The 19,239-nt window shown below is 60.9% G+C and carries 18 protein-coding genes; 6 read left to right on the top strand and 12 right to left on the bottom strand.

Annotated features, from left to right (window positions below):
* Window positions 1–3: 3 nt before the first annotated feature.
* Genes IPM27_08095 through IPM27_08070 form a run of 6 tightly spaced genes read right to left on the bottom strand, consistent with a single transcriptional unit; the run spans window position 4 to window position 5,007 of the window.
* The gene (locus IPM27_08095) at window positions 4–648 is read right to left on the bottom strand and encodes a class I SAM-dependent methyltransferase (GenBank protein MBK9161511.1); all 645 of its coding nucleotides are present in this window, start codon (window positions 646–648) and stop codon (window positions 4–6) included.
* On the bottom strand, window positions 645–1,721 hold the full coding sequence (locus IPM27_08090) for a DegT/DnrJ/EryC1/StrS aminotransferase family protein (protein MBK9161510.1): 1,077 nt from the start codon (window positions 1,719–1,721) through the stop codon (window positions 645–647). The genes IPM27_08095 and IPM27_08090 overlap by 4 nt, the downstream gene beginning before the upstream one ends.
* Window positions 1,718–2,407: a WbqC family protein gene (locus tag IPM27_08085; GenBank protein ID MBK9161509.1), complete on the bottom strand. Its 690-nt coding sequence runs from the start codon at window positions 2,405–2,407 to the stop codon at window positions 1,718–1,720. Before IPM27_08085 ends, IPM27_08090 begins: the two co-directional genes overlap by 4 nt.
* Entirely contained in the window at window positions 2,404–3,600 is a 1,197-nt protein-coding gene (locus IPM27_08080) for a LegC family aminotransferase (protein ID MBK9161508.1), read from the bottom strand. The genes IPM27_08085 and IPM27_08080 overlap by 4 nt, the downstream gene beginning before the upstream one ends.
* A gap of 24 nt (window positions 3,601–3,624) precedes the next feature.
* Window positions 3,625–4,638 carry an SDR family oxidoreductase gene (locus IPM27_08075; protein ID MBK9161507.1) on the bottom strand — a complete coding sequence of 338 codons (1,014 nt, stop codon included), beginning with the start codon at window positions 4,636–4,638 and terminating at the stop codon, window positions 3,625–3,627.
* A gap of 12 nt (window positions 4,639–4,650) precedes the next feature.
* On the bottom strand, window positions 4,651–5,007 hold the full coding sequence (locus IPM27_08070; protein MBK9161506.1) for a MarR family EPS-associated transcriptional regulator: 357 nt from the start codon (window positions 5,005–5,007) through the stop codon (window positions 4,651–4,653).
* Window positions 5,008–5,019: 12 nt separating this feature from the next.
* Here IPM27_08070 and IPM27_08065 point away from each other — a divergent pair, with 12 nt between their 5' ends.
* Window positions 5,020–5,172 carry a hypothetical protein gene (locus IPM27_08065; protein ID MBK9161505.1) on the top strand — a complete coding sequence of 51 codons (153 nt, stop codon included), beginning with the start codon at window positions 5,020–5,022 and terminating at the stop codon, window positions 5,170–5,172.
* Here IPM27_08065 and IPM27_08060 read toward each other — a convergent pair.
* The 4 genes from IPM27_08060 to IPM27_08045 form a co-directional block, all read right to left on the bottom strand.
* Complete coding sequence (locus IPM27_08060; GenBank protein ID MBK9161504.1) at window positions 5,156–5,572, bottom strand: DUF86 domain-containing protein; 417 nt, start codon at window positions 5,570–5,572, stop codon at window positions 5,156–5,158. The two genes, IPM27_08065 and IPM27_08060, sit on opposite strands and share 17 nt — an antisense overlap.
* A complete protein-coding gene (locus tag IPM27_08055) occupies window positions 5,557–5,952 on the bottom strand; it encodes a nucleotidyltransferase domain-containing protein (GenBank protein MBK9161503.1) in 396 nt (131 codons plus the stop codon). Before IPM27_08055 ends, IPM27_08060 begins: the two co-directional genes overlap by 16 nt.
* A 2-nt stretch (window positions 5,953–5,954) precedes the next feature.
* Window positions 5,955–7,277 carry a TolC family outer membrane protein gene (locus IPM27_08050; GenBank protein MBK9161502.1) on the bottom strand — a complete coding sequence of 441 codons (1,323 nt, stop codon included), beginning with the start codon at window positions 7,275–7,277 and terminating at the stop codon, window positions 5,955–5,957.
* Between the two features lie 77 nt (window positions 7,278–7,354).
* Window positions 7,355–8,011 (bottom strand): protein-L-isoaspartate O-methyltransferase, encoded by a 657-nt coding sequence (locus IPM27_08045; protein ID MBK9161501.1) that lies wholly within the window; start codon window positions 8,009–8,011, stop codon window positions 7,355–7,357.
* 164 nt (window positions 8,012–8,175) lie between these two features.
* Here IPM27_08045 and IPM27_08040 point away from each other — a divergent pair, with 164 nt between their 5' ends.
* The 5 genes from IPM27_08040 (at window position 8,176) to IPM27_08020 (ending at window position 16,970) form a co-directional block, all read left to right on the top strand.
* On the top strand, window positions 8,176–9,144 hold the full coding sequence (locus tag IPM27_08040; GenBank protein MBK9161500.1) for an efflux RND transporter periplasmic adaptor subunit: 969 nt from the start codon (window positions 8,176–8,178) through the stop codon (window positions 9,142–9,144).
* A gap of 14 nt (window positions 9,145–9,158) precedes the next feature.
* A complete protein-coding gene (locus tag IPM27_08035; protein MBK9161499.1) occupies window positions 9,159–12,227 on the top strand; it encodes an efflux RND transporter permease subunit in 3,069 nt (1,022 codons plus the stop codon).
* A 135-nt stretch (window positions 12,228–12,362) separates the two neighbouring features.
* Window positions 12,363–13,595, top strand: coding sequence for a 1-acyl-sn-glycerol-3-phosphate acyltransferase (locus tag IPM27_08030; protein ID MBK9161498.1), 1,233 nt, complete (start codon window positions 12,363–12,365; stop codon window positions 13,593–13,595).
* Window positions 13,588–14,454, top strand: coding sequence for a phosphatase PAP2 family protein (locus IPM27_08025; GenBank protein MBK9161497.1), 867 nt, complete (start codon window positions 13,588–13,590; stop codon window positions 14,452–14,454). Before IPM27_08030 ends, IPM27_08025 begins: the two co-directional genes overlap by 8 nt.
* Window positions 14,451–16,970 (top strand): phosphoenolpyruvate synthase, encoded by a 2,520-nt coding sequence (locus tag IPM27_08020; GenBank protein MBK9161496.1) that lies wholly within the window; start codon window positions 14,451–14,453, stop codon window positions 16,968–16,970. The genes IPM27_08025 and IPM27_08020 overlap by 4 nt, the downstream gene beginning before the upstream one ends.
* A gap of 82 nt (window positions 16,971–17,052) precedes the next feature.
* Here the strand turns inward: IPM27_08020 and IPM27_08015 are convergent, their stop codons facing one another.
* Entirely contained in the window at window positions 17,053–17,691 is a 639-nt protein-coding gene (locus IPM27_08015) for a hypothetical protein (GenBank protein MBK9161495.1), read from the bottom strand.
* A gap of 24 nt (window positions 17,692–17,715) precedes the next feature.
* Window positions 17,716–19,197 carry a phospholipase D family protein gene (locus IPM27_08010; protein ID MBK9161494.1) on the bottom strand — a complete coding sequence of 494 codons (1,482 nt, stop codon included), beginning with the start codon at window positions 19,195–19,197 and terminating at the stop codon, window positions 17,716–17,718.
* Window positions 19,198–19,239: the final 42 nt, after the last annotated feature.

The raw sequence follows: 19,239 nt of genomic DNA, 5'->3' as shown, positions 1-19,239 counted from the left end.
GGTTCACCCTTCCGGATTGGACGATTGTTTGCCCAGCCAGCAATCTATCGTCGGCGCCCTGAACAGCGTCAGGCTGAAATCGTGCGGCAGATAGTCGTGCCGGAAAACCACATAGGGCGTGATCGACTGGGCCAATTCAAGTATCTCCATCGGATCCCATGCCTGAATATGGCTGTCGAACCCCTCGTACCGGTTCGAGAGGATGCTCATGTGCGCCGCTTTGTCGGACAATTCGAACTGCCTGCGCAGTGTTGCCTCCAGAATATCCCTCGCACCCTCTGCCTTGATGTTATGGATCGCAATGGCGACAGTGTAATCAAAAGTCCGGTTCGGCATCCACGCAAGGAAGTCGCCTGAAACGAACCTGGCATCGGGGAATCGCTCCTGGCATCGCTCCACCATGGCAGGGGAAATGTCGAACCCGGTGTAATCGGCATGGATCTCCTGGTGTTTCAGGAATTCGAAGAAATCTCCGGTACCGCATCCAATATCCAGTATCGACGATCCTTCCAGCCGTGCCAGTTGCGCAAAAGCAAGAAAACGCATCAATTGCGTCCGGCGGCTGCTGTCCACCCTGTAGCAATCGTTGCTGCCCGACCGGGCGCGCTCGTCCCAGAATCGCTGGACGTCTTTGAGTGAAGTTTTCATACGGATGCACCCCCTGATCCATGTTGTGCGAGACACGTTGCCAGCGTGCCGCTGATTTGCCGCGCCATTTCGCCGGACACCTGCATGTGGATCGGCAAAGACAGCAGGCTCTCCCGCCAGGCGTCTGCGGCAGGAAAGCGGCCCGCATTCCCGCTGGCGTCCTTTTCGCCACCATCCAGCCAGTCATTGACTGAAACGCGCGCGTCGATACCGGCAGCACGCAGACAAGCCGCAGCAAATGACGCGCGGAAGGGCAGTCTGACCACATAACGATAATAGCTGTGCGATTTGCCACGGGAAGGCAGATGAAGGCCATGATCCGGACCGGAGGACAGGCAATCATCATAGATGGCGGCAAGGCTGCGACGATACGCGAGAAAATCATTCATGCGTTCGGATTGGGCCAGCGCCAAGGCAGCATTGAGTGCCGGCATGCGCCCGACTGCCGTCAGGCATTGATGGTTATCGCCGCCCTCTCCCGACAGCAGGTTCTCAATCCTTTCAGCGCAGTCTTCCCGGTCGGTGAGCACCATGCCACCGCACCCGCCCGTGACGTATTTTGTGCCATTGAAGGAAAAGATACTCAACGTGCCGCAACGACCCACAGGCAAATCCTTCCATGTGGTTGCCGGCGATGTGGCGCAATCCTCGATCCAGGGGATCCCCAATGCGGCAGCCCTGTCCAGATCGCACGGAGCACCATAAGCATGCGGCACCACCATGGATGCCCAGTCTGCCGCCGTTCCCGGTATGGCAATGGTCAGGTCGTCAATATCGACATCCGCCAGTGCGGGCGTCAGGCCGTTTGCCAGTATCGCCGACCGGACTGATCTGCATGTCAGTACGGGCAATCCGACACGGCTGCCGGCAGGCAATGAGAGTGACGATAACGCCAGGGTCAACGCTTGCGTTCCGGACTGCACCGCAAAGGCATATTTACGTCCTGTACGTTCTTTGTACCATTCTTCGAGGGCATGGCTCGCCCGCCCGTAACCGACGAAATTGCTCCGCATCACCGCCTCGACAGCATGCAAGTCCGCGTCCTCTATATGGCTGCAGGAATGCGGGATCACGTCGCTCTCCCTTTCAGGAAAGCCCCGGTCTCCGGCCCTGTATTCAGCAACACGTCGATGGCCGACAGCCCCGGAACAAAGCCAAGGCCGGGATGTTGTTGCGGATATTCAGGCATCTCAAAATGGAAATACTGCAGTTCCACCCCTTGCGCCTTGAAATCCGCTTCATTCTGATATGCGCTTGCCCCATTGCCCGAAAGATACCGGCAGGCTCCCAATTCCTTGCAGATATTGATCACCAGGTCCTGCTTGTTGCCCGTCGCCTGCAATTCCGAAGCGCGGATGCGCCGCGCTTGCACGCCCATATAGTCGAACATCCATTCCGTCAGCGCGATATTGAGGTCCGCCAGGTTCGGCCATTCTTTTGCCAGAATGGGAAATATCTCGTCCTTCAACAAATGCGCAAAAGGGGCCTTGGCGTAATTCATCGATAGCGATTTCTGGTGTTTGGCCACCCAGTGATTGCCGTCAATCGGCACCGAGCGGATCTCCATGTCCGTGCTCGCCCTGACCGGTACGGTCAGCCATATCGGCCCGCTGGCGGATTTGATCTGGTTGCGATTCTGCACCCCGTTCTTCTGGTACTGGACATTGTCGAGATATACGAAGATGTCGCTCGCAGCCGCCTTGGCGAACCAGGGGAGCCATGGCAGGTACTGCGGTTGATGAATGGCGACCGTGGTCATGTTCTCATCCCGTCCGGTCCGCCAGTCGCCAGGCCCGGGCTGCTGGGAATGTTGATCAAGCGCCGTTCGAGGTCCCCGGCAACCTTCAGGTCGTCCATCGCCGGGCAGGTTTTGTACATTTCCAGCTTGTGCATCAGCGTCCACACGGGGCGCGTCATGATCCCCTGGCTATTGGTCGCTTCCAGCAACAGGTCACGCTGATCCGCAGCATCCTTGTCCAGAAGCAGTGCATTCAGCCAGTAATTGCTTTGCGCGAAACCGGGTTCCGTGAAGAACCGGACACCCGCGATACCCAGGAATGCCTGGCGGTATTTTTCCGCCAGCGCCCGTTTGCTGCGGATGAAGCCCGGCAATTCCTCCAGCTGCGCACAACCGAGGGCGGCGTTGATGTTCGGCAGGCGATAGTTGTAGCCGATCCGGTCATGGATGAACGACCACTTGTGCGGCACTCTGGCCGTTGTCGTCAGGTGCTTTGCCAGTTTGCCGAGTTCCGGGTCGTTGGTCAGTATCGCGCCGCCGCCGCCTGTCGTGATGACCTTGTTGCCATTGAAGCTCAATGCGGAAACCCTGCCCAAGTTCCCCGTATGCCTGCCCCTGTAGTACGAGCCCAATGATTCTGCGGCATCCTCGACCAGTTCCAGCCGGTAACGGTTGCAAACTTCCACCAGCCGGTCAAGATCGACCGGATGCCCGAAGGTGTGCATCGGCAGGGCAGCCCTGATGCGCCGTCCGGTTCTTTTATTGAAACACCCTCCGTCCCGCATCTCGGTGGTTTCCTTCAGGTACAGATCGAGTTTTTCCGGATCCATCCCCAGGGTGGCTTCGTCGCTGTCCACAAAGTGCGGGATCGCCCCGCAATAACTGACCGCATTGGCCGTGGCAATGAAGGTCAGGGTCGGAACCAGCACCTCGTCGCCCGGCTCCACGCCGACCAGCCTGAGGCAGACATGCAAGGCCGCCGTCCCGTTGACCACCGCAACGGCTTGTTTCACCCCGGTATAAGTTGCCAGTTCCTGTTCGAAACGGTCGACGAATTTTCCCACCGAGGACACCCACCCGGTATCGAGGCACTCCTTCACGTATGACCATTCGTTGCCCTTGAAGCTGGGCTCGTGCAACGGAACGTGTCCACCCCCTGCAGGCAACACAGTTGCGAGAGCCCGAATGATCGCGGCTTGATCTAGACTGGGCATGATGTTCGGGGCCGGATTGCGGGTTTATACATTGTAGATATCGGCCTTGTAATTCCTCAGGTTCTCCGGCTGCGTGAACCATGCGATGGTTTCCGCGAGGCCGCGCCTGAACCCTTCCCTGCCGCCATAGGCAGGTTCCCAACCGGTCAATTCCCTGGCTTTGCTGTTGTCTGCCCAGAGCCGGTCGACTTCGCTTTTCTCGGGACGCAGGCGTGCTTGTTCGGTTTCGATCTCGATCCCGCCCCCCATGATCTCGGCGATCAATTGCACCGTGTCGCCTATGGATATCTCGAAATTGCTGCCGATGTTGATCACTTCGCCAACGGACCGGTCGGATTCCGCGACCGCTATGAATCCCCGCACCGTGTCCATCACAAAGTTGAAATCGCGCGTTGGATGCAACGCGCCCAGCTTGATCTTGCGCTTGCCGTTGGCGATCTGCGCGATCACGGTGGGGATGATGGCACGGGCAGATTGCCGGGGGCCGTAGGTATTGAACGGGCGTATGGTCGCAACCGGCGTATCGAACGCGTTGTAGAACGACATCGCGATCTGGTCCGCGCCGATCTTGGTTGCCGAGTAAGGGGATTGCCCCTGCAACGGATGTTCTTCGGTAATGGGTACAAACATGGCGGTCCCGTAAACCTCGCTGGTCGAGGTGTGCACGACCTTGCCCACACCCAGCTCGCGTGCAGCCTGAACGACATTCAGCGTCCCCTTCACATTCGTGTCCACATACGTATCGGGCGAGTGGTACGAGTACGGGATCGCGATCAGCGCAGCCAGATGCATCACCGTATCGCACCCCTGCATGGCCGTCCTGACCCCGTGCGGATCGCGGATGTCCCCGGCGAACACCTCGAACTGCCCGGCCACATCCTGTGCACAGTTGTCCAGCCAACCCCATGAATTGAAAGAGTTGTAGAGCACGAATGCGCGCACGTCATGTCCCTGGCGTACAAGTGTCTCTGTCAGGTGCGAACCGATGAAACCATCGGCTCCGGTTACCAGTATCTTTTTTTTGCCCGTTGCGCTCATGTGTGCCTCTGCTTACTTGGTTTCATTGCCGTGATAAACGGCCGGGTCGATCAGTCCGGCCTCGTGTTGCAGGTGTTCGATCTCCGCTTTCAGGGCCTCGTATTCCACCATTTTGTATTGCAGGAACTGCACCGTCATGCGCGCGCGCGCTTCGACACCTTTCGGCGTGAGCAAGTAGGCGTAGGCCAGCTTGTTGTCGCTGTTGCGGAAGTTGTTGACCTTGAGGCAGCCCTTCTCGATCAGGGCGTTGAGGCAATAATTGACTTTGCCGAGGCTGACGCCCAGTTGCTTCGCCAGATCTCTCTGGGAAAGACCGGGGTTGTCTTGCAGTGTTTTGAGCAGGCCGTAGCTGGTGCGATCGTCTGGCATGGGGTGCGTTCATTGATTGAACAGCCCGCATTACAACAGCCCCGCCCGGTTATTGTCAAGCAGGATGGGGGATCAATGGAGCGCCTGATTGACCCGATTCAGGTCTTCCTCGCCGAGCGAGCCGGCAGCGGCTTTCAGGCGGAGGGGCTCAGCCTGCCAATTTGATTGCTACTATCCTGGCGAATTCGGAAAAATCCGCAAGGTGATGCTTCACGATGCCATGCACAATAATCCAGTCAATCTTTTCATAATTGTGTACGGCAATATTGCGAAATCCCACCGCCTTCTTAAGGTTGATTGCCAACGTATCGCTTAAGAAGCCCGCTTGTGCCAACACGTCGAACGTTTGCCCCATCGTATCCGGTGGCGGCACTTCCATACCCGCTATCAAGTGTGCGCCAATATCCACAGAAATTTGCACGGCACGGCTGAGATTGAGCGCGACAATGTCCTGAAGATCCATGTCCGCCACCAGCGTGGATGCCTCTGAAGGGCACTTTGTTTCTATTCGCTGTAAACAGCGGCGCAAAGATTCCAGTTTTTGTTCGACTACTTCCCGATCCATGCTAACCGCCTTTCCGCAAGCAATCTGGCACGATACGGCATGAAGTCCGCCTGCTCAAACAGGTGCCGGCTAATCAACTCCCCATAAAGGGTGTCGCTCCCCAGTATCTTTCTGCCATGCCGCACCACTTGCCCAAGCAATGGCTCGGCCACGCCGTTCAAGTCAATCAGATCAATCGGCCGTCCGGTACGTTCGGCCAACGCGCCGATAATGGCTATTTTTTCGTCGGCAGTCAGCGGCCGGTTTGCAGCAACAGCAATGTCCAGATCGCTTTCAGGCTGTTGATGGCCCCGTGCCGCAGAGCCAAACAGCACTGCGAGGGAAACCTGTGGAAATTGTTCCAATGTTTCCTTGAGCAGAAAATCTATTGAGTCGCCCATTATTAATGGAGCGCCTGATTGACCCGATTCAGGTCTTCCTCGCCGAGCGAGCCGGCAGCGGCTTTCAGGCGGAGGTGACTGATGAGATAGGCGTATTCGGCCTGATACAGGTCGCGCCGTGTCGCATACAACTGCTGTTGCGCATTCAACACATCGAGGTTGGTGCGCACGCCGACTTCCTGTCCCAGCCGGCTGGCTTCCAGCACGCTTTCACTGGAGACCAGCGCCTGTTGCAGCGCCTTGACCTGGGCGATGCCGCTGACCACGCCGAGATAGGCCTGCCGGGTCTGTGCCGCGATCATGCGGCGCGCGTTTTCCAGCTCTTCCTTCGCGCGGTCACGATTGGCCTCCGCCTCGCGCCAGCGCGAATTCACCGCGCCGCCCTGGAACAACGGCATGTTCAGTTGCACGCCTATGCTTTTGTTGTTGCTGTCGCTGCCCACGCCGAAACTGCCGCCATTGGCGTAACTCTTCGAATAATTGGCCACCAGATCCACCGTCGGCAGATGCCCGCCGAGATTGCGCGTGACTTCTTTTTCGGCCAGCTCCGCGCCTGCCTGGGCGATGGCGAGTTGCGGGTTGTTCAACAGCGCGTCGCCCACCCATTTTTCCATGTCGGCGGGTTGCGGCGTTTCCAGCTTGAATTCCTTGCCGAGCGGATTGAGCTCTTTCGGCATCGCGTTGATCAGTTGCTGCAACGCGTTGCGCCTGACTTCCAGATTGTTGCGTGCGGCGATCTCCTGCGCGCTGACCAGATCATGGCGTGCCTGCGCTTCGTGCGTGTCGGTGATGGTGGCGCTGCCCACGTCGAAATTGCGCTTGGCCTGTTCCAGCTGTTCGGAGATGGCGGCCTTTTGCGCCTCGGCCAGCTGCACGCCGTCCTGCGCGCTCAGCACGTCGAAATAGGCCTGTGCGACACGCAGGATCAGATCCTGCCCAGCGATCCTGAATTGCGCTTCGCTTTGCACGACCTGCAATTCGGATTCGGAATAGGCCATCCAACTCTGCTGCCGGAACAGCGGCTGCACGATGCTCACCCCGTAACCGTGGCTGTTGTAACGGTTGTTGCCGCCGGGAAACGGGAATGCGCCCTTGTACTGGACGGTCTGGTCATTGAAGGTACTGTTCGCATTGAGATTGACGCTGGGCAGCAACAGGGAACGGCCCTGCGGAAGCTTCTCCTGCCCGGCCTGCTGCGTGGCACGCGCAGCGGCGAACACCGGATCGTTCGCCTGCGCCGCACGGAAAGTCTCCAGCAAGTCGGCGGCTTGTGCCGAACCGCACAAGCCAAAGAATGCTGCCAGAAAGATCGGTATGAATTTCATCGGGTTTGCGTAACGTTAATATTAGAGTTTTCTAATACTACATTTTTGTGGCGCGCTACGCAAATGCGCGACCACGGTCAAAACACGAAACGTTCGGGTTGCTCGGCATTCTGCAACGGCGCCACGCTGGTTTCCATGATATTGACGGTTTCGAACGTGTCGGCGGCAACGCGCGTGATCAGTTTCGCCTCCATCACGGGTGCGTCCCCCACGATGGCGAACAGGCGTCCGCCCACATTCAGACTGTTCTGGAATCCCTCCGGCAAGACCGGCACCGAACCGGTCAGCACGATGACATCGAAGCTCGCGTCGTTGCCCCAACCGCGGGATGCGTCGCCCACTTCGAAGGTGACGTTGTCGCGCTTGCAAGCCTCCAGATTCTTCCGGGCTGCAGCGCTCAGCTCCGGCACGATCTCGACCGTGGTGACATGCCCGGCCAGCGCGGACATCAACGCGGTCAGGTAGCCGCTACCCGTGCCGATCTCCAGCACCTTGTCATTGCGGGTGAGATGCAATTCCTGGACGACGCGCGCTTCCAGTTTGGGTTGCCACATGTGCGCGCCGTGCCCCAGCGGGATCTCCATATCGGCAAAGGCCAGCCTTTTGGCGGCATCCGGCACGAAATTTTCGCGGCGGATGTGCTTGAGCAATTCCAGGATCCGTCCCTCCAGCACTTCGCACGGACGAATCTGCTGCTCGATCATGTTGAAGCGTGCCTGTTCCATGTTCTGCATCTCCCTCTCCATCTTCTTTATAGATTGTCTGGTTGCATCCGTTCGCCGGGCAGTATAACAACACGCCCCGCCCACCTCAACATTGGCGGGTACCGGCAGGATACTCCGTTTGGCCGTCAACGGCTGTGCTAGGATAATCGCCGCCGTACGGAGACAGATAACGAATGAACCGAACGATACTTTTTGTCCTGCTGACCGGCCTGGCGATCCCGGCCCATGGCGCACCTGCCTTGCAGACCCGACCGCTCAACGAGGTGGCCGTCCATCCCGAACGCAGCGCCTCGGCGCAAGCCGTCAGCCTGAACGAAAGCCGCCTGTCCGCGGAGATCGCCGCGCGGGTCGAGCGCATCCCGGTCGAATCCGGGCAAACGGTGGCGAAAGGCGCAGCGCTGGTTCGGCTGGAATGCAGCGACTACCTGCTCGCCAGCGAACGCGCGGCGGCCAACCTCAAGGCCGGCGAGGCGCGCGCCAGGGTGGCCGAATCGCAACTGGAACGCAGCCGCAAACTGGCCGAACAGAAATTCATCTCGCCGGCGGGACTGGACATGCAGTTCGCGCAGACCGAAAGCGCCCGCGCGGAAGCTGCGGTTGCCCGCAGCGCGCTCAACACCGCGCACAATGCGGCGCGCAAATGCGACATCCGCGCGCCCTTCCCCGCCGTGGTGCTGGAACGCATCGCGCAAGTGGGCGAGATGGCCGCGCCCGGCACGCCCCTGATCACGGTGCGCGACCTGTCACGCATCGAAGTGCGCGCCGACATCCAGGAAAAGGACCGCTCGCTGACCGAGGCCGGCAGGATCACTTTCGTCGCCCCGCAAGGCAGCTACCCGGTACAAATGATCCGTCTGTCGCCCGCGCTCAGCCGATCCACCCGCCTGCTGGAGGCACGCCTGAAATTCACCGGGCAAACGGCGACCAGCGGCAGCAGCGGGCGCATCGTATGGCAAAGCCCCCTCCCCCACCTGCCGACGGAACTTGTCACGCGGCGCAACGGTCGCCTCGGGACGTTCGTGCTCGAACAGGGCAAACCGCGCTTCCTTGAACTGCCGCAAGCCGAAGAAGGCCGCCCGGTCGCGGTCCCCGACCTGCCCGCCGGCACGCAGATCGTGACTCGCGGTCAAGAGGCGCTGTGAAGATTTTTGCCGCGCTGATCCGCAACCACCCGTTCGCCAACATCACGTTCGCGGTAGTGCTCTTGATGGGCATGCTGTCCTATAACATGATGCCGCGCGAGCGCGACCCGGAGATCAACTTCAACTGGCTGGTGGTGACCGTCGCATTACCCGGCGCTTCGGCGCAGGACGTGGAGAAGAAGATCACCGACCCGCTGGAAGACGCCATCGCGCGCATCCCGGACATCCGCTTCGTCTCCAGCACCAGCCGCGAGGGCATCGCCAGCATACTGGTGCGCTTCCGCGACATCCCGGAACGCGTCTACGACAAGCGCATCAACGACATGCGCCGCGAGGTACAGACCGCCGCCGACCGTGAACTGCCACGCGACGCGACGCGTCCCGAAGTGTTCGAGATCACCACCTCCAACGGCTTCCCCACGGCGATGATCCTGGTGGAAGGCAACGATTTCGACGAGACCCTGCGCAGCCATGCCTACCGTATCAAATCGGACCTCGAACGCATGCCCGGGGTGGACAAGGTGCTCACCACCGGCCTGTCCGATCCCGAGCTGCAGATCGAATTCCGCCCCGATGCACTGGCCGCACGCGGGCTGAGCGCCGCCGACCTCGCCGATTCGGTGGCCGGCTGGTTCCGCGACACGCCGGCGGGCCGCGTCCGGGTGGGCGACGACGAATGGCTGTTGCGCGTGGTCGGGCAGGACAGCGACCCCGACTATCTGGCCGGACTGACCGTGTTCCAACCCCCGCACAGCGCCCAGGCGATCCCGATAGAGGCGGTCGCGGAAGTGGCGCGCGGGCGCGAGAAGGCCGGCAGTCTGGTGTCCCGCAAGGGCCGCCCCGGCGTGCTGCTGGCCGTCAACAAGAAGAACTACACCAATACGCTGGAACTGGTGCAGCACATCAATGGTTATCTCGCGCAGCAGGGCACGCGCATCGCTTCTTCCGGTGTGCAACTCACCCTGCTCGACGACCAGACCGTCCCCACCCGACAAGCCATCAGCCTGATGGAGCGCAACGCCCTGCAAGGCCTGATCCTTGTGCTGTTCATCACCTGGCTGTTCCTCGGCAGCCGCATCGCCACCCTGATCGCCCTCGGCATCCCGTTCTCCCTGCTCGGCACCTTCTGGATATTGAACGGGCTCGGTTACACGCTCAATCTCACCGTCCTGCTCGGCGTCATCATCTCGCTCGGCATGCTGGTGGATGATGCCGTGGTGATCGTGGAGGACATGTATTTCCGCATCGCGCGCGGCGAATCCGCGCTGGAATCCGCGCTCAATGCGATACGCAGCGTGGGCCTGCCCGTGCTCGCCTCGGTGCTCACCACCATTGCCGCATTCCTGCCGCTGATGCTGCTGCCCGGCATCATCGGCGACTTCATGAAAGTGGTCCCCTTCGTGGTCACGCTGGCATTGCTGATCAGCCTGCTCGAGGCCTTCTGGATGCTGCCCACGCATGTGGTCGCACTGCGCATGGATTTCAGCCGCCCCTCGCGCCTGCACGTCTGGCGCACCAATTTCACCCACCTCCTGCGGTTGCGCTATTCGCGCTGGCTGCTGTGGTCCTTGCGCCATGCACGCAAAACGCTTGCCATCATCGTCATGCTGTTCGTGCTGGCGGTGGGCTCCGTCGTCGGGGGGTTGGTCAAGACCAATTTCTTCGCCTTCGATCCGATGCGCCTGTTCTACGTCAGCCTGGACATGCCGCCGGGCACCGCGATTGAGACCACGCTGCATGAGGCCGAGCGACTGGAGGTCGCCGTCAGGAAACACCTGCGCCCCGAAGAGACGCGCGCCGTCGCCTCCTACGCCGGGGTGAAGTTCACCGACACGGAGCCGCTCTACGGTGACGCCTACGGACAGACGGTTGTATCGCTATTGCCCCGGGTTGGCGACATGCGCGATGCCGACGTCATCGTCGAGGCGATGCGCAAGGAGATCGAATCCTTGCCGCTGAAGGGCAAGGTGTCCTTCTTCGTCATGTCCGGCGGGCCGCCTTCCTCCAAGCCGGTCAAGCTGCGTCTGCGCGGCGACGATTATGCCGAACTGCGCCGCGCCGCCGATGCACTGCGCGCAAAGGTGGCCGCTGTCCCGGGCATCCGCGACCTTGGCGACGACGACCTGCCGGGCCGCCATGAACTGGTGCTGCAAGTGGACGGTGAAGCGGTCAAGGCCACCGGCCTGTCGCCCATGACCGTAGCCCGTCTGGTTCGCCTGCACAGCGAGGGCGAGATCGTCGCTGCGGCGCGCAGCCAGGGCGAGAAGATCGAGGTGCGCGTGCGCGCCCTGGGCCGTCCGCTGGACGATGTCGAAGACGCGCTGGCAGTGCCGGTCGCACTGCCGAACGGCGGTACCACGACGCTCGCCAGTCTGGTCACGACTGAATCACGCATCGCCAAGGGGGTGATCAAGCATTACGACCTGCGCCGCGCCATCACCATAGAGGCCGATCTCGACAAGACCGTCACCGACACGCTCGCCGCCAATGCCCTGGCGCGCGAGGCATGGAACAACCTCTCGCCCGGGTTTCCCGGCGTATCGGTCGATTATTCCGGCGAAATGGACGACATCCAGGAGAGTCTGGACTCCATGCTGCTGCTGTTCCTGCTCGGCGTCGGCCTGATCTACCTCATCCTCGCCACGCAGTTCCGCAGCTACTGGCAACCCCTGATGATCATCAGCACCGTGCCGATGGCGTTCACCGGCGTGGCCTTCGGCCTGCTGCTCTCGGGCAACCCGCTCAGTCTGTACACGTTGTACGGGGTCATCGCGCTGGTCGGCATCGCGGTCAACTCCGCCATCGTGCTGATCGACGCCGCCAACCAGCGGCGCGCCGACGGCATGAGCATCATCCACGCGGCGGTCTATGCGGCGCGGCGGCGCGTGGTGCCCATCCTCATCACCACCACGACCACCATAGGCGGCCTGCTCTCTCTGGCGCTGGGGCTGGGCGGGAAATCCCTGATCTGGGGCCCGGTTGCTTCCGCCATCGTGTTCGGGCTGAGCATCTCCACCGTGCTCACCCTGTTCGTCATGCCGCTGCTCTATGTGGTGGTCATGAAACCGCATCGGCATTCGTAAACAACCCACCGGGTTCCATGGCTGCACAATCTTGCGCAATCATGTCATCAGATCGTGCAAAGTGGCCGCGTTGTTTCCGTTTGGGCGGGCACTTATACTTGCCGGCATAATTTTTACCACCTCGAACGGGCGGACATGCTGAAAAACTGCTGGTATCGGCTGTTAAGCCAACTGCTTGTATTCCTCTACTACCATCGCGTCCGTTTGCTGAATGGGGAAATGTTGCCCCGGCAAGGCCCGCTGTTTTTTGTGGCATTGCATCGTAACGGCGCGGTTGACGGTTACGTTTACAAATCACAATTCCCTCGAGCCAATTTCCTGATTTCAGTACAACTGCGCCGCAGCCTGATCGGCCGGGTTTTTTTTGACGGGATCGAAGTTGCGCGGAAGAAGGACCATGCGACCGGCCGTGTTACCGAATCCGCCAACAGCAACACGGCAATAGACGCCTGTGCGGACTACCTTGCACAGGGCGGCGAACTGTTGATCCTGCCGGAGGGAACCAGCGACCTGGGATGCCGCCACTTGCCCTTCCACAAAGGCGCGGCACGCACACTGGCACGATTGCTGGAAAATATCGGTACCGCACCTGTGGTCATACCGCTGGGCATCCACTACGAGCAGGCATGGGTGTGGCAGAGCGACGCCGAGGTGGTGGCGGGGAACCCCGTCGATACGCGGCTACCCGCCGGGACCTCCGATGCGGAGCGGGTACGAGTCCTGCACGAGCGCATCACCGCCGCGCTCGAGGAATTGGCGGTGCAGGCGGAAGATGCCGAAGCTTTTGCGCGGCGCGAGCGCATCGCCTATGCCGCGACACTGGGCAGCCGGCGCAGCTATTTTGCGGCGCTGAAAACCCTGGAACGCGGCCTGCCGGAAGCGGAGGCGTTGGCAGCGAAACTGGAAACCGAAGTTCTCGGGACGCCGGCAGGGCGGCGTCTGTGGCTGCATCAGGGCGTACCCTTGATGCCGATGCGTCACGCCTGGGCTTACCCGCTGCTGTTCTTGCTGTTGCTGCCGTTTACCGCGCTGGCCTGCGCGCTCAATGCGCCGCCGTTACTGATCGCACGCTGGGCCGGACAGCGCTTCAGCGACGGCATCAATACCATCGCGTTGTGGCGTCTGCTGGCGGGCTTTCCCGCCTTGCTGCTGTGGGCGGCATTGTTGCTCTGCGCAGCGCTGTGGGCGCATCTGCCATGGCTGTGGCCGGCCTATCTTTCAGTCAGCATCATCGGGATCAAATCGCTGCGCCGCGTGCAGAAACTGGCGATCACACTGCACAACTGGGCGCTGGCGCCGCAATTGCGCCAGCCGCTGTTAAACTGGCGCGCGTCGCTGGAGGATTGCATGAGGTCACGGAATGCCTAGCACCACACGGACACTGCCCGCACTGTATGAACACGAGATGTTTTTTGGGGCGTTCCTGCTCGTCACCTTCGTGCGCCTGCTCTCCGTGCAGGGTATGTTCTGGGGCGACACGCTGATGTTCGGCGCGGGGCTGCTCGCTGCGCTGATGCTGGTGGCCTACGACCGGCATCGCAACACCGATGCCTCGTTGCGATGGCGTTTGCTGTTCTACCCGGTCGCGATGAACGTGTATTTCCAGCAGATGCGCTCCGCCGTGCCGGCAATCTCCAGCAGCAAGGAAGACACCATATTGCGCGGCATCGACAGCGCGCTGCTCGGCGACACACCCTCCATGTTGTGGCAGCACCTGGTCACGCCGGGGCTCACTGAACTGATGAGTCTGTGTTACCTGTTCTTCTTCCCCTATCTGATCATGGGGGTAGTGGTGAATTTTCTCGGCCCGATGTGGCGCTGCAAGTCCTTCATCGCCGGCCTGTTTTCGCTCTATGGTGTCGGTTTCCTCGGCTACACGCTGGTGCCGGCTGCCGGGCCGTACCTCGCCTTCGGCGACGCATTCGCCACGCAGCTGACGGGCGGGCCGCTGACGGTGTTCAATGCCTCGCTGGTAAAGATGGGATCAACCGGCGTGGACGTGTTCCCCAGCCTGCATGTGGCGGTGTCTCTGTTCATCCTCGGCTTCGATTTCCGGCACAACCGCCGCCGCTTCTGGATCTGCCTGTTACCGTGCCTGGGACTATGGTGCTCAACCCTGTACCTGCGCTACCACTACCTGATCGACGTACTCTGCGGTGCACTGCTGGCCGCCTGGGCACTGTGGATCGCGAACCGATACACCCCAACCACGGAGAATCCCGCATGAACCTGACGCTCGCGTTTACCGAACCCGATGCCTGCCGCCATGAGCTTTCCGGCGGCAAGGGTGCCAACCTCTCGCTGCTCACGCAACGCGGCTTTCCGGTCCCCTCCGGGTTCGTGGTGACAGCAAGCGCTTACCGCGAATACATTGCGACGGCCGCGACCTTGCACAGCCGGGTCGCGGCATTTGATTATGCCAACGCCGCAAAGCTGCAGGGACAGGCCGCACAATTGCGTGCCGAGCTCGAGCAGATGCCGTTACCTGTCTCGCTGGAGGCTTCCGTGCGCCAGCAACTTGCCGCATTTCCGCCCGATGCGGCATTCTCCGTGCGCTCTTCCTCCACCTTCGAAGACCTGGCCAGTGCGGCGTTTGCCGGGCAGCATGACACTTACCTCAACATCCACGGCGCAGACGCCATCCTCGAACGCATCCGCGCCTGCTATGCCTCGTTATGGCAGGATCGTGCCATCGCCTACCGTCAGCGGCTCGGCTTCGACCAGTTGCAGGCGACCATGGCGGTGGTGGTACAGACGATGATCCCGTCAGAAATTTCCGGGGTCGGCTTCACCCTCAACCCGATCAGCGGCAACATCGACGAGATGCTGGTCAATGCCAACTTCGGTTTGGGTGAATCGGTGGTCAGCGGCGAAGGCGCGATCGACCAGTTCGTGCTGGCGCGCGACGGCAGCCTGCTCGGTAGCGCCATCGGCGAGAAAACCCAGCGCATCGTCAACACTGCACAGGGCACGGTCGAGGTCGAAGTGGAAGGCGAGGATGCGAACCGGGCCAGCATGGACGAAACACAACTCGCCGGACTGGCCGACCTGATGCGCCGTGTCGAGGCCTCGTACCAGTTCCCGCAGGACATCGAATGGGCGATCAGTTCCGGCAAGCTGTGGCTGCTGCAATCGCGCCCGATCACCAGCATCCCGCCGCGCTGGACGCGCGACGAATCCGCCGAGCGCTTCCCCAACGTGATCACGCCGCTGGCTTGGGAAATGGTCGAGGACGGTTTCCACCGCTCGCTCAACCACTCGTTCAGGCTGATGGGCTACCCGGCGTTTTCCGGCAAGTGGTTCGCGATGTTCGATCACTACATCTACGGCAACCAGAACGCGGTGGAAATCTACGGCCGCCGCATGCCGTTCGCGATCCGCAACCTGGAGGAACTGGAAGCCGCCATCCCGCACCTGCGCAGTGACTATGCATGGGTGCAGGACCTGCCGCTGGAATGGTCGCGCGACCTCGACTACTACCTGCTGACGCTGGGCGAACTCAACGCCGAAAACCTGCAAGGCGAGAGCCTGGCCGAAGTGTGGCAGTACGTGCTGCGCGTGAACCGGCTCGGCGCCGATTATTTCCTGCCCAACATCGCCATCTCCATCACCCAGCGCACGCTTTATCGTCTGTTGCACGGTCTGCTGCAGATGCTGACCGGCAATCCGCAGGAAGCGGCGGCGCTGTTCGATACACTGATCGCCCACACCGAAACCAAGACCGGCATCATCAACAAGGAACTGGCCGCGCTGGCCAATGAGATCCGCAGCGATACCAATCTCGGGGCAATGATCGCGTCGGCGCCTTCACGCACGCTGATCGAGACGGGCCAATTGGAGGCGCATACCGGTTTCGCCGCGCAATTCGAGAAATTCCTGCGCGACCACGGCCACCGCGAAGTGGACTTTGACCCCTACCAGCCGACCTGGCTGGAAGCGCCCTGGCTGGTGCTCGACAACCTGCGCCTGATGGCCGCGATGCCACAGGAAGACGCTCCGCGCGAGCGCGAACGCCAACTCAAACTGGCGATGCATGAAGCCGAACTTGCACTGTATGCACGCATCCCGCAACGGCTGCATTTCTTCTTCCACGAAGTCTTGCGACTGGTGCGCGCCTACACCACACTGGACGACGTCGAGCATTACCACACCACCCGCCTCACGCTGCCGCTGCGCAAGGGATTACGCCGTCTCGGCGAACATTTGCAGACGCGCAAGGTGCTGGACGATCCAATGGACATATTTTTCGCCCATTACCGGGCGTTGCAGGAAGCCATCGAAAGCGACACCCCGGCGTTATGGTCAGCGCTGGCATCGGCCATCCGCGAAGAAAAGGCGGAATATCTGAAACACCGCGACAGCACGCCTGCATGGAACCTCAGCGAAGACACGCCAGACGATGTCGCGGCAAGCGCCTCCGGCGACGTGCTGAGTGGCCTCGCCGGCAGCGCCGGCGTCGCCGAAGGCAGCGTATTCGTGGTGCGCTCCCCCGACGACTTCGCCGGCTTCCCCAAAGGCGCGGTGCTGGTCGCGCGCACCACCAACCCCGCCTGGACGCCGCTGTTCTATAGCGCCTGCGCCGTCATCACCGAAAGCGGCGGCCCGCTCTCGCACGGCGCGGTCACCGCACGCGAAATGCAGATACCCGCCGTGATGAGCGTGCGCGGCGTGCTGGCTCGCCTGAGCAATGGTCAGCGGGTGAAGGTGGATGGCAGGAACGGGCGGGTGGAGATATTGGGCTGACGAGAAGCATCCGGGTGACCGTCTGAGAAGGGAGGTATCTGTTGTTTGCCGGGTACTGATGCTCCATGTTGATCGGATTGGATCACGACAAGCGGCACACCAGCATCACCTCCGGGTCGGCGGCAATGTCAACCGGCAGGATATATCCCTTCTGATTCCATCTGATGCGCACTCCCAATCTGGACAGGGCGCGATGGACGTATTCCGAACATACCGCCGCCTTTTTGATGCGCAGCCTGCGGAAGCGCAGGCCGATCAGTGCGGCCAGTTCGCGCAGTCCCATGCGCAGCACACGGCGGAAGCTGTATGGCTGCCCCAGCACATCGATCAGTTCCGACAGGAATATCTTCAGCATCTCTTCGCTTTTCAAATCCAGGCCGCCATGGCGGCCGACGATCAAGTGCCCCAGATACGGTTTGCCGCTGCCATTCCAGTCGGTCAGATAACTGCTCAACGAAACCACGCGCACGCCATATGGCCATTCCGCCCCCAGCAACAGGATACGGTCAACCGATAGCATGCGCACAACCAATGCGACGTGACTGTACGGACTGTTCGTTACCGCCTGCACGGCACGCGAGACGGGTTTGTTGCCGCTGCAAAACAGCAGATCGCCGGTACGTAACTCGTCGCGAATATCGTGATAATCCACCACAGGCAACCGGCTGATCCCGGCATGTTTTTGCGGGATGGGAATCGAACAGTTGTTCCGGTTGCTCATTTTCTGATGCGCCTCATGTATGCCTTACAGCAGCGGTTTGATCGGCATCAGCTGCCAGAACCTGACTTGGCTGCGCCTGGAAAGCGGCACGTATTGATCCGGGTCGTCCGTGGCCGCGTTCCAGCTGTTGCCCGGCCGCATGTCGGTTTCTATCGCCGCCTCGACTTTGCGTGCAAGCGCCTCGTCGCGAATGATCACGCCGACTTCGGTATTGAGATTCTCCGAGCGCGGATCGAAATTGAAGGTGCCGATGAAGACTGTCTTCGAATCCACCACCATGGTCTTGGCATGGAGCGCGAACACCGGCGGTTTCTGTTTGGCATCGAGTGCGCGCCGGATCAACGGCTGCCGTTCTTCCGGGTCGGGTTTGTATTCATGAATCTCCAGACCCATTTTGAGCAATGAACGGCGCTGGTTGCGGTATCCGCTGGAAGCCTGGATGTTGTCGCTGGAGGCAAGCGAATTGGTGTTGATGCGCACGCGCACGCCGCGCGCCAGGGTTTGCCTGAACAACTCCTTCGCATCGCCGGACAGCACCAGGTAGGGCGACTGGATCACGATATGGTCGGTGGCCGACCCGACCAGTCTGGCCAGCGCTTCCGTAGTCAGGCCGCCGCCGCCCAAGCCCATGTGCTTATCGTTCTTGCCGGGCCGGTCGCTGATGAACTCGATCTCTCCCCAGCTTATCTGGCCGGCCAATTGTTCAAACGAGCCGGGCATATTATTGATCGCGGCATGCACTTCCGGCGCAAAGTTGTCCGGCGAGCCGGCGTAGTCGTGCAGGTCGCGATAAATCTTCGCAATTTCCCCGTCGGTCACTTTCACGTTCTTCTGTATCAGGCCAAGCCCGTCGTAAAGTTCTTCCACCGGCACGGCCAGCTCGCTGCCCCAGAAATTTTCAAAGCTGGCCCGCATGGCCGTGACCACTTTGCCCAGCAGAAGCACATCGCGGTCGCGGAAATTGTATTCGTGGTTGTAGTCGTAATATTCGGCGGCCATGTTCCGCCCACCGGTGATCGCCACCTGGCCGTCGACCATGAAGGTCTTGTCGTGCATGCGCTGGTTGACGCCGCGAAAGTCGACGGCCACATTCAATATGCGCTTGAGCAATGGCACCCCGACCGAATTCTTCGGGTTGTAGATGCGGATTTCGACATTGGGATGGTACGCGAGGGCAAGCAGGGATTTGTCCGGCGCATCGATCAGCAGGTCATCCACGATGACGCGCACCTTCACGCCGCGATCGGCGGCGCGCAGCAGCGCCTCGGCAGCGAGGATGCCGATGTTGTCGGCGCTCCAGATGAAGTATTGCACCTCTATCGTGTGCCGGGCATGATCCGCCAGCCACGCACGCGCCTGTAAAGCGTCCGGACCGGTATCCAGTACATATGCACCGCTCCGGCCGTCATGCGCTGCGATCTGCCGGCCGATGAATTCCATGGCGGCATCTTCCTGTACCGCCAGCGAAGGAGTGGGCAGACCCAGCAGACCCAGCAACAAAAGCATCCATGATCGATCAAGCCGCATATCGGGATTCTCCGTCAGTAC

The sequence above is a fragment of the Nitrosomonadales bacterium genome (assembly GCA_016716325.1).
Taxonomy (GTDB): domain Bacteria; phylum Pseudomonadota; class Gammaproteobacteria; order Burkholderiales; family Gallionellaceae; genus Gallionella.
This window is presented reverse-complemented; position numbering and strand designations above follow the sequence as displayed.

Bases quoted from the DNA above. Each gene is read 5' to 3' on its own strand.
- IPM27_08095 (MBK9161511.1), bottom strand. From the start codon at position 648: ATGAAAACTTCACTCAAAGACGTCCAGCGATTCTGGGACGAGCGCGCC.
- IPM27_08085 (MBK9161509.1), bottom strand. From the start codon at position 2,407: ATGACCACGGTCGCCATTCATCAACCGCAGTACCTGCCATGGCTCCCC.
- IPM27_08080 (MBK9161508.1), bottom strand. From the start codon at position 3,600: ATGCCCAGTCTAGATCAAGCCGCGATCATTCGGGCTCTCGCAACTGTG.
- IPM27_08075 (MBK9161507.1), bottom strand. From the start codon at position 4,638: ATGAGCGCAACGGGCAAAAAAAAGATACTGGTAACCGGAGCCGATGGT.
- IPM27_08070 (MBK9161506.1), bottom strand. From the start codon at position 5,007: ATGCCAGACGATCGCACCAGCTACGGCCTGCTCAAAACACTGCAAGAC.
- IPM27_08060 (MBK9161504.1), bottom strand. From the start codon at position 5,572: ATGGATCGGGAAGTAGTCGAACAAAAACTGGAATCTTTGCGCCGCTGT.
- IPM27_08055 (MBK9161503.1), bottom strand. From the start codon at position 5,952: ATGGGCGACTCAATAGATTTTCTGCTCAAGGAAACATTGGAACAATTT.
- IPM27_08050 (MBK9161502.1), bottom strand. From the start codon at position 7,277: ATGAAATTCATACCGATCTTTCTGGCAGCATTCTTTGGCTTGTGCGGT.
- IPM27_08045 (MBK9161501.1), bottom strand. From the start codon at position 8,011: ATGCAGAACATGGAACAGGCACGCTTCAACATGATCGAGCAGCAGATT.
- IPM27_08040 (MBK9161500.1), top strand. From the start codon at position 8,176: ATGAACCGAACGATACTTTTTGTCCTGCTGACCGGCCTGGCGATCCCG.
- IPM27_08030 (MBK9161498.1), top strand. From the start codon at position 12,363: ATGCTGAAAAACTGCTGGTATCGGCTGTTAAGCCAACTGCTTGTATTC.
- IPM27_08025 (MBK9161497.1), top strand. From the start codon at position 13,588: ATGCCTAGCACCACACGGACACTGCCCGCACTGTATGAACACGAGATG.
- IPM27_08020 (MBK9161496.1), top strand. From the start codon at position 14,451: ATGAACCTGACGCTCGCGTTTACCGAACCCGATGCCTGCCGCCATGAG.
- IPM27_08015 (MBK9161495.1), bottom strand. From the start codon at position 17,691: ATGAGCAACCGGAACAACTGTTCGATTCCCATCCCGCAAAAACATGCC.
- IPM27_08010 (MBK9161494.1), bottom strand. From the start codon at position 19,197: ATGCTTTTGTTGCTGGGTCTGCTGGGTCTGCCCACTCCTTCGCTGGCG.